The organism is Rubrimonas sp., assembly GCF_036788415.1.
GTDB lineage: Bacteria > Pseudomonadota > Alphaproteobacteria > Rhodobacterales > Rhodobacteraceae > Rubrimonas.
Genome location: NZ_DAIQNN010000112.1, coordinates 1 through 7,487, shown reverse-complemented (window position 1 = coordinate 7,487; position 7,487 = coordinate 1). Strand labels below are relative to the sequence as shown.

The following is a 7,487-nucleotide window of genomic DNA, read 5'->3' as shown; positions in this document are numbered from 1 at the left end:
GCCTCGAAGGGCAGGCGCTTGCTCTCCTCGTCCTGCGGCATGTGGCCCGAGCACAGAACGTCGATCAGCCCGTCGGCGAGCGCGTCCGCCACCGCCTCGCGGTCCTCCTCGCGCCGCAGCGGCGGGTCGAGCTTGAAGAAGGTCCGCCAGCCGCCGATGTCGAGATCGTTGAGCGTGGCGTGATGCACCGACACCCCCGCCGTAACCGCCAGCCCCGCATCCTTCGCGCGCGCCAGCGCCGCGAGCGCCCCCGCCGTCGTCAGGCAGTCAGCGTGGTAGCGCGCGCCGGTCAGCTCGACGAGGGCGAGGTCGCGCTCCAGCAGGATGCGCTCGGCCATCGCCGGGGCGCCGGGCAGGCCGAGCCGGCCCGAGAACTCGGTCTCGGTCGCGCAGGCTCCCGCGCAGAGGCTCGGCTCCTGCGGGTGGTGGATCACGAGGCCGCCGAGACTGTCGGCGTAGGACAGGCAGCGGCGGAACACCCGCGCATCCGCAACCGGGCGCTGCGCGTCCGAAAAGGCCACGGCGCCTGCGTCGGCGAGCAGGCCCAGTTCGGCCATCTCGCGCCCCTCCAGCCCCTTGGTCAGCGCGCCGAGCGCCAGGACGCGCACCTCCGCCGCCTCGATGGCGCGACGCTGGACGAACTCGATCAGCGCGGGGTCGTCAAGGCAGGGCGTCGTGTCGGGCTGCACGACCATGGTCGTCACGCCGCCCGCCGCCGCCGCCCGCCCCGCCGAGCGGAAGCTCTCGCGGTGCCGCGCGCCCGGCTCGCCGACCGTCACCCCGAGATCGACGATCCCCGGCGCCAGCGGCGCCCCCCCGCACGCGACCACCTCCGCCCCCTCCGGCGCGCCGGGCGCGGCGCCCTCGGCGAGATCGGCGATCCGGTCGCCGATCACGAGCAGCGCGCCGGGCCGCGCATGGCCGGTCTCGGGGTCGATGAGGAGGGCGTCGCGGAAGAGGGTGGTCATTCCGGAGGGTTATCCGTTTGCGACATTGGGAGCTTCAAGATCAAAGGTCGAAAAACACGATTAAATGCTTCAAGTTTTTCCGCAAGCCACGCGTGCTGATCTTGCCAATTTTGTCGATCGAGTGGATTGGTGTGAGGTCGTTCGATGCTGATGTGATACCCGCTGCCTTCTCCAATTTCAGTCCACTTTGGCGAGAAGCCGAGCTCCGACTCGATTTCCTCCCTCATGGTAAAAAATAAATTGTAGTAATAATCTGGATTCCAGCCGCGAACGTCCGTCTTTCGATAAATGAAGAGCTGCACTTTCAGGTATTTATCACGCGCACTCGCGAATGCTTGCAGCTCGAACCCGGTCCGCCCGATTGCAAAGGTCTGCCACGATTGAGGAGCAGGCTTTCGTGATCGCAAGGCTCCGCCTCGACCCGCAAGCTGCTCCTTGAAAGCGGTCCAGAAAGCAAGCATGTCACCGCCGAACTCGCCTACGGACCCTATTGATTTTGTCAAATCCCCGACGGTTTTCGCCCAATCGTTTGGCCGCGACACCACGTTGAAGCGCGGCGCCGGCGGGCTGTCGCCGATCCGCCATAACTCCAGTTCCACGCCGAAGAAGCCGTGATCGTCATCGCTGATCGCATTCAACCAGTCGAGTGCAGCTCGATGCTCTTCTCGAATGCGCTCGGCGATCCACACCACGAACTTTGCATCCAGGCCCGCCGCGTAAGTCGCAATCTTCCCAAGGTGGTCGTGGTTGGTCTGGCTGAATTGGTTCTCTATCAGGATCCGGTCGCCATCGTCGCTGCCGACGCGCGCAATGATATCCGCTCGAAAGTCTCCGATGCGCGCCTCGGTCTGTTCGAGGAGAAAAGCTCCACGCCCAAATCCGAGTGCGAGCGCCAATTCGGAAAGGTTCTCTTCCTCTGAGAGCCAAGGAGAAAAGTCTCGCTCCTCGTGAGGCCAAGCGTCTCGGATATTCAGGACGCGATCCAGCTTTCCAAGTTCGGCTTTCATGTAGCGCTCCCGGACTCGGCGGCCCCGCCCTCCCCCGGAATCTGCCGCGCCAGCAGGTCGAGCACCGCCATGCGCACCGCGACCCCCATCTCGACCTGTTCGCGGATCACCGAGCGCTCCAGATCGTCGGCCACCAGCGCGTCGATCTCGACGCCGCGGTTCATGGGCCCCGGATGCATCACGATGGCGTCGGGCTTGGCCGCGGCGAGCTTCTCGTGGTCGAGCCCGAAGCGGTGGTGGAACTCGCGGACCGAGGGGACGAAGGCGCCGGCCATCCGCTCGCTCTGAAGCCGCAGCATCATCACCACGTCGGCGCCTTCGAGGCCCGCCTTCATGTCGTCGAACACCTCCACCCGCCAGCGGTCCACGCCTGGCGGCAGCAGCGTCGGCGGCGCGATCAGACGCACGCGGTTCTCCATCTTGTCAAGCAGCGCGACGTTGGAGCGCGCGACCCGGCTGTGCAGGATGTCGCCGCAGATCGCCACGGTCAGCCGCTGCAGCCGTCCCTTGCGCCGCCGGATCGTCAGCGCGTCGAGCAGCGCCTGCGTCGGGTGCTCGTGCGCGCCGTCGCCGGCGTTCACCACCGCGCAGTTGACCTTCTCGGCCAGCAGCGCCACCGCCCCGCTCATCGCATGGCGCACCACGAGGATGTCGGGGTGCATCGCGTTGAGCGTCACCGCGGTGTCGATCAGCGTCTCGCCCTTCTTCACCGAGGATGAGGCGACCGACATGTTCATCACGTCCGCGCCGAGCCTCTTGCCCGCGAGCTCGAAGCTCGCCTGCGTGCGGGTGGACGCCTCGAAGAACAGGTTGATCTGGGTGAGCCCGCGCAGCGTCGCCTGCTTCTTCTCGCGCCGTCGGTTCAGCGCGACATAGGATTCGGCGAGGTCGAGGATCTCCACGACGTCGCCGGGCGAGAGCGCGCCGACGCCGAGCAATGAGCGATGGGAGAACACGCGCCCCTCCGGTTGCAGCGCGCCGACCATAGTCGCGCGGGCGCCTGCGGAGCAAGCGGCGCGCGACCGCCTCGGCCCGCGTCTCAGCCGGCGCCTCGGGCCGCGCGCGCCCGCTCCAGCGCCGGCGCGTAGACCCGCTGCGGCGGGACGTGCAGCCGCGCCGTCTCGCCGAGTCGAACTTCGCCGGTCTTCTCGACCCATCCCGTCACGCCGCGCCGGCCGCGCGCGACCTCGGGAAACGCCATGCCGCGCCCGGGATGGCGCGCCTCGATGCGCTCGGCGACGAAGCGGCACGGCCCGTTCTCCATGTCCACCGCGACCGAAGCGCCGCCCTCGAACAGCAGCCGCGCGCCCGGCGGGACCATGGTGAACTCCGGCAGCCCCTCGAAGACGATGTTGGCCCCGGTCCAGGCCGGCGGAACCTCCGGGACGCCGAGACCGGCGGCGATGTCGGCGAGGTCCTCCGCCGACAGCATCGACAGCTGGCGCGCATTGCGGATTTCGGTCCCGCGCGGATATTGCAGCTTCACGCGCGAGCAGGAGGGCCGCGTCAGCCCGCCATGGCATTCCCCGACCGGACCGGCCCAGTCGAGCGCCATGGTTTCGACAGGCTCCGACTCCAGAGTGACAGCCCGGTCGCGCACGATCCCGAGCCAGACGACGCGGCCGAACAGATCGGTGGGTGTGAGAATCGCCATGACGTGCCCCTCGCAAGCTCCGCCCGACGAGCATCGCGCCCGCCGCGCCGCCGCGCCAGCCGGTACTTAAGACCATGGACCCCGCCGCCCTCGCCGCCCTCGCCGGCATGTTCGCCGCCGCCTTCGGCGCGGCGACCATCCTGCCGTTCCAGTCCGAGATCGTCTTCGCCGCGCTGCTGCTGGCCGAGGCGGGGCCCGTCTGGCTGATCGTGGCGGTGGCGAGCGTCGGCAACACTTTGGGCTCGATGGTCAACTGGGCGATGGGGCGATGGATCGAGCATTTCCGCCACCGGCGCTGGTTTCCGATGACCGACGCGCAGCTCGCCCGCGCGCAGGGCTGGTACGCGCGCTGGGGCGTGTGGACGCTGCTGCTGAGCTGGGCGCCTTTCGGCGACGGCTTCACGGTGATCGCGGGCGTCATGCGCACGCCGCTCTGGCTGTTCACGGCGCTGGTCGGCGCGGTCAAGACGGCGCGCTATCTCGCGGTGGCCTGGGCGCTCGGCTGACGGCGCGCGGCGGCGCAGAAGGCGGCGATGCGCGCGGGGTCCTTCACGCCAGGCGCGCTCTCGACGCCGGAGGAGACGTCCACTTGCGCCGCGCCGGTGCGCGCGACCGCCTCGGCGACGTTCTCCGGCGTCAGGCCGCCGGCGAGCAACCATGGCCTGCGCCAGCGCCGCCCCGCGATCAGGCCCCAGTCGAACGGTTCGCCCATGCCGCCGGGGCGGGTTGCGCTCTTCGGCGGCTTGGCGTCGCAGAGGATCTGGTCGGCGACCCTCTCCCACAGATCGAGGGCCGCGAGGTCGTCGGGGCAGGAGACGCCGACCGCCTTCATCACCGGCAGGCCGAGGCGGGCTCGGATCGCAGCGGCGCGCTCCGGCGTCTCGGCGCCGTGAAGCTGGATCATGTCGAGCGGCAGGGCCGCGAGCCTGTCGAGCGTCGCGTCGTCGGGGTCGACGACGAGCCCGACCTTGCAGAGCCCCGGCGGCGCGGCTGCGCCGAGCGCCGCAGCTTCCTCCCACCCGATGCAGCGGGGCGAGGGCGGGAAAAACACGAAACCGGCATAGGCCGCGCCGGCGGCGACCGCCCCGTCGAGGCCCGCGCGGTCGCGCAGGCCGCAGATCTTGACGCGCATCGGCGCGTCCGAGGCGGCGATCAGCGCGAGGTGAGCGCGATGATCTCGTCATCCTCGTCGAGATTGGCGCGGGATTTCAGCGACTCGATCTCCTGCTGCATCCGCCCAAGCTCCTTGCGGCGGTCGGCGGAGCGGCGGCGCAGGCGGCTCTCGCGGATGTACTCGCGCGCCGTGCCGAGGATGAAGCCGACAGCCGCGCAGATGAGCGCCACCAGATAGAGCGGAAGCTGGAAGCTCGGCGAGGCCGGCGCGCCATAGGCGGTGAAGTCCGGCGCCGCGTTGACGCCGATGTAATGGCGGTTGGCCACCGACAGCGCGATCACGAAGATCGCGAACAGGGCGAGCAGGGCGTAGGTGATCAGTCGCATCGCTATGGTCCCTCAGAGCCCTTCGGGGCCCGTTTCACAGCGGGGACGCTCGGCCCCCTGGTCATGGCGGGCCGGGCGGCCCCCGGCGCCGCGGCGGCGGCGATCTCAGTCCTCTTCGTGGTCGCGACCGCCGTTCATGCGCTCTCGCAGTTCCTTGCCGGTCTTGAAGAACGGCACGCGCTTCTCGGGCACCGGGACCGACTCGCCGGTGCGCGGGTTGCGGCCCATTCTGGCCTCGCGCTCCTTGACCGAGAAGGCGCCGAATCCGCGCAACTCGACGCGCTCGCCGCGCACCAGCGCCATGGTGATCTCCTCGAACACCGTGGCGACGATCCGTTCGACGTCGCGCTGGTAGAGATGCGGGTTGTCGTCGGCGAGTTTCTGGATCAGCTCCGACTTGATCATCGCGCCCTTTCCCCCGCTACAGACGCGCGCCGCGACGCCTCGTCTTTGGGCGCAGACAATCTCACGCGAAATTTCCCAAGTCAACGCTTGGGGTTATCGCTTGGGAGGTTATCGCAGGATCGCGCGCAGATGGGGCCGTTGCGCCCAATGCGCGTCGAAGCGCGCGAGCAGCGCGGCGGCCTGCGCGCCGAAGGCGAGGTCGAGGAGTTCGGCGGGGCCGTCCTCGGGGCGGCGGTCGCGCAGGGGAAGGTCGTCGGGGACGCCGCGCTCGGCGCGCAGCCAGCGCATCGCCGCCTCCTCGCCGCCGATCTCGTCGATCAGCCCGTTCTCGACCGCCTGTCGACCGGTGTAGACGCGCCCGTCGCCGAGCGCGCGGGCGCGGGCCGCGTCCATGCCGCGCCGCTCGGCGACCAGCGCGACGAACCAGTCGTAGCTGTCCTCGATCAGCAGGCGCTGGGCGGCGATGGCTTCCTCGGTGGGGGCGCGGAAGGGCGAGGGCTCGGCCTTGAGGGGCGCGCTCGCGACCCGCGACACCTCGACGCCGATCATGCCGAGCAGTTCCTCGACATTGGGATATTCCGCGACGACGCCGATCGAGCCGGTGATCGTGCCGCCGCGCGCGACGACATGGTCGGCGGCGAGCGCCGCGATGTAGCCGCCCGAGGCCGCCACCTCTCCCATCACCGCGACGACCGGTTTCGCCTCGGCAACATCGCGCAGCGCCGCGAAAAGAGCCTCCGAGCCCGCCACCGACCCGCCGGGGCTGTCGATGCGCACCAGCAGGGCGCGGGCGTTCTCGTCCTCGGCGATCTCGCGCAACAGGTCGTCGCGCACCGGATCGTCGAAGATGACGCCGAGGATCTCGACGCGGGCGACATGGTCGCGCTCGGGCGCGAAGCGCCAGCCCGCCGCCCCGATGGCGGCGCAGAGCGCGAGGATCGCCGCGATCCTCCAGAAGGCGACGCGCCGGCGGAGCCGCCGGCGCGCTGCGATGTGATCGGCCGAGTCGCTCATCGCGAGGCCAGGAGCGAGAGCGCGAGGCTCACTCGCCGCCCGCCCGCTCCTTCAGCGCCGCGCCGAGGATGTCGCCGAGCGAGGCGCCGCTGTCGGACGAGCCGTACTGCGCCACCGCTTCCTTCTCCTCGGCGATCTGCAGCGCCTTGATCGAGAGCGAGACGCGGCGGGCGGCGCGGTCCACGTTCAGCACGCGCGCATCCACCTTGTCGCCGACCGAGAAGCGCTCGGGGCGCTGGTCCTGCCGGTCGCGCGACAGGTCGGAGCGGCGGATGAAGCCCTTCATCCCCTCGACCTCGACTTCGATGCCGCCATCCTCGACCGCCGTGACCGCGCAGGTGACGATGCCGTTCTTCTTGAGGCCCTGCGCCGCGGCGGCGTCCATCGGATCGCCGTCGAGCTGCTTGACGCCGAGCGAGATGCGGCGGTTGGCGACGTCGACGTTGAGGACCTTGGCCTCGACCATGTCGCCCTTCTTGTAGTCGCGGATCGCCTCTTCCCCCGACTTGCTCCAGTCGAGATCGGAGAGGTGCACCATGCCGTCGATGTCGCCGTCGAGCCCGATGAACAGGCCGAATTCGGTGATGTTCTTGACTTCGCCCTCGACTTTCGCGCCGACGGGGTGAGTCTCGGCGAAGGTCTCCCAGGGATTGCCGACGCACTGCTTGATGCCGAGCGAGACGCGGCGCTTCTGGCTGTCCACCTCCAGCACCATGACGTCGACTTCCTGCGAGGTCGAGACGATCTTGCCGGGATGCACGTCCTTCTTGGTCCAGCTCATCTCGGAGACATGGACCAGACCCTCGACGCCCGCCTCCAGCTCCACGAACGCGCCGTAATCGGTGATGTTGGTGACGCGGCCGGTCCACTTGCTGCCGACCGGATACTTGGCGGCGACGCCGTCCCACGGGTCGGACATCAGCTGCTTCATGCCGAGGC

Annotated in this window: 10 protein-coding genes; 1 reads left to right on the top strand and 9 read right to left on the bottom strand. The window is 69.5% G+C overall.

All coding sequences use genetic code 11. From position 1 onward, the window contains the following. From V7Q31_RS16130 to V7Q31_RS16115, 4 genes are all read right to left on the bottom strand, one after another. A partial coding sequence (locus V7Q31_RS16130; RefSeq protein WP_333834884.1) for a dihydroorotase occupies window positions 1–968 on the bottom strand: 968 nt, incomplete at its 3' end. After that, window positions 965–1,975 carry a DUF4268 domain-containing protein gene (locus tag V7Q31_RS16125; protein WP_333834883.1) on the bottom strand — a complete coding sequence of 337 codons (1,011 nt, stop codon included), beginning with the start codon at window positions 1,973–1,975 and terminating at the stop codon, window positions 965–967. The genes V7Q31_RS16130 and V7Q31_RS16125, both read right to left, overlap by 4 nt. Beyond that, a complete protein-coding gene (locus V7Q31_RS16120; RefSeq protein WP_442976692.1) occupies window positions 1,972–2,961 on the bottom strand; it encodes an aspartate carbamoyltransferase catalytic subunit in 990 nt (329 codons plus the stop codon). The genes V7Q31_RS16125 and V7Q31_RS16120 overlap by 4 nt, the downstream gene beginning before the upstream one ends. A 53-nt stretch (window positions 2,962–3,014) precedes the next feature. Next, window positions 3,015–3,629, bottom strand: a complete 615-nt coding sequence (locus V7Q31_RS16115) for an MOSC domain-containing protein (protein ID WP_333834881.1) — start codon at window positions 3,627–3,629, stop codon at window positions 3,015–3,017. A gap of 74 nt (window positions 3,630–3,703) precedes the next feature. Here V7Q31_RS16115 and V7Q31_RS16110 point away from each other — a divergent pair, with 74 nt between their 5' ends. Next, window positions 3,704–4,135, top strand: a complete 432-nt coding sequence (locus tag V7Q31_RS16110) for a YqaA family protein (protein WP_333834880.1) — start codon at window positions 3,704–3,706, stop codon at window positions 4,133–4,135. Here V7Q31_RS16110 and V7Q31_RS16105 read toward each other — a convergent pair. From V7Q31_RS16105 to V7Q31_RS16085, 5 genes are all read right to left on the bottom strand, one after another. Continuing rightward, a complete protein-coding gene (locus V7Q31_RS16105) occupies window positions 4,105–4,761 on the bottom strand; it encodes a phosphoribosylanthranilate isomerase (RefSeq protein ID WP_333834879.1) in 657 nt (218 codons plus the stop codon). The genes V7Q31_RS16110 and V7Q31_RS16105 overlap by 31 nt on opposite strands. Before the next feature lie 20 nt (window positions 4,762–4,781). Then, window positions 4,782–5,129, bottom strand: a complete 348-nt coding sequence (locus V7Q31_RS16100) for a lipopolysaccharide assembly protein LapA domain-containing protein (protein ID WP_333834878.1) — start codon at window positions 5,127–5,129, stop codon at window positions 4,782–4,784. Window positions 5,130–5,234: 105 nt separating this feature from the next. After that, a complete protein-coding gene (locus V7Q31_RS16095; RefSeq protein WP_333834877.1) occupies window positions 5,235–5,534 on the bottom strand; it encodes an integration host factor subunit beta in 300 nt (99 codons plus the stop codon). A 108-nt stretch (window positions 5,535–5,642) separates the two neighbouring features. Continuing rightward, complete coding sequence (sppA, locus tag V7Q31_RS16090; RefSeq protein WP_333834876.1) at window positions 5,643–6,548, bottom strand: signal peptide peptidase SppA; 906 nt, start codon at window positions 6,546–6,548, stop codon at window positions 5,643–5,645. Between the two features lie 28 nt (window positions 6,549–6,576). Next, on the bottom strand, window positions 6,577–7,487 hold a 911-nt coding region (locus tag V7Q31_RS16085; RefSeq protein ID WP_333834875.1), incomplete at its 5' end, for a S1 RNA-binding domain-containing protein.

Coding starts and splice junctions, on each gene's coding strand:
- V7Q31_RS16125 (WP_333834883.1), bottom strand. CDS start 1,975: ATGAAAGCCGAACTTGGAAAGCTGGATCGCGTCCTGAATATCCGAGAC.
- V7Q31_RS16120 (WP_442976692.1), bottom strand. CDS start 2,961: ATGGTCGGCGCGCTGCAACCGGAGGGGCGCGTGTTCTCCCATCGCTCA.
- V7Q31_RS16115 (WP_333834881.1), bottom strand. CDS start 3,629: ATGGCGATTCTCACACCCACCGATCTGTTCGGCCGCGTCGTCTGGCTC.
- V7Q31_RS16110 (WP_333834880.1), top strand. CDS start 3,704: ATGGACCCCGCCGCCCTCGCCGCCCTCGCCGGCATGTTCGCCGCCGCC.
- V7Q31_RS16105 (WP_333834879.1), bottom strand. CDS start 4,761: ATGCGCGTCAAGATCTGCGGCCTGCGCGACCGCGCGGGCCTCGACGGG.
- V7Q31_RS16100 (WP_333834878.1), bottom strand. CDS start 5,129: ATGCGACTGATCACCTACGCCCTGCTCGCCCTGTTCGCGATCTTCGTG.
- V7Q31_RS16095 (WP_333834877.1), bottom strand. CDS start 5,534: ATGATCAAGTCGGAGCTGATCCAGAAACTCGCCGACGACAACCCGCAT.
- sppA (WP_333834876.1), bottom strand. CDS start 6,548: ATGAGCGACTCGGCCGATCACATCGCAGCGCGCCGGCGGCTCCGCCGG.